Below are 657 nucleotides of genomic sequence, written 5' to 3' on the forward strand. Positions count from 1 at the left end.
CGCCGCTTCGGCTGCACCTATCCGGCCAGCGGACGCCACCACATCATCTACAACTGCGCCACGCCGATCGATGACAAGAGCGTGATGCTGTCGCAGTGGCTATACCGCAATGACAGCGAGGAAGACTGCTCGACCCAGGAACTGATCGACTGGGACGCGCCCATCGTCGGCGAGGACCGCGACATCCTGGAGGCGACCGACTACGACGCCTGCGTGGACACGCGCCGCCGCGTGGAATTCCATATGGAGTCCGACAAGCCCGGCTTGCTGATGCGCAAGATGCTGATGGAACTGTTCACCCGGCATGGAGAGAAGGAGACCTTTCGCATTCCCGTCGTTCGCGCTTAGGCCCGACCTCGGATAGCCCCGGAACCATCCCTACGGAGACAGCCATGAGCGCCCTCTATCGCACTGCCATGCAAGCCCCGGCCGGCACCAGCCGGCGCGACGCCGACGCGCCGCTGCTGTTCGCCAACCAGGTCGAGAAGACCTACCCCAACGGCACCGTGGCGCTGGAGCGCGTCAGGCTGGCGATCCAGCCCGGCGAGTTCGTCTCGCTGCTGGGTCCGTCCGGCTGCGGCAAGAGTACCTTGCTCAAGCTGTTTGCCGGCCTGGAAACACCTTCGGCGGGCCATATGCGCTGGTGGGGCAACCCAT

1 protein-coding gene and 1 pseudogene are annotated in these 657 nt (G+C 65.0%); both read left to right on the forward strand.

The features are described 5' to 3' along the window. Nucleotides 1–348, forward strand: a pseudogene (locus OR16_RS37515) (Rieske (2Fe-2S) protein); the annotation flags it as partial. Between the two features lie 68 nt (nt 349–416). Further along, nucleotides 417–657, forward strand: a 241-nt coding sequence (locus tag OR16_RS37520; RefSeq protein ID WP_202801124.1) for an ATP-binding cassette domain-containing protein, incomplete at its 3' end; no start/stop codon positions are given.

Origin of the sequence: Cupriavidus basilensis OR16, assembly GCF_000243095.1 — a bacterium.
Taxonomy (GTDB): Bacteria; Pseudomonadota; Gammaproteobacteria; order Burkholderiales; family Burkholderiaceae; genus Cupriavidus; species Cupriavidus basilensis_D.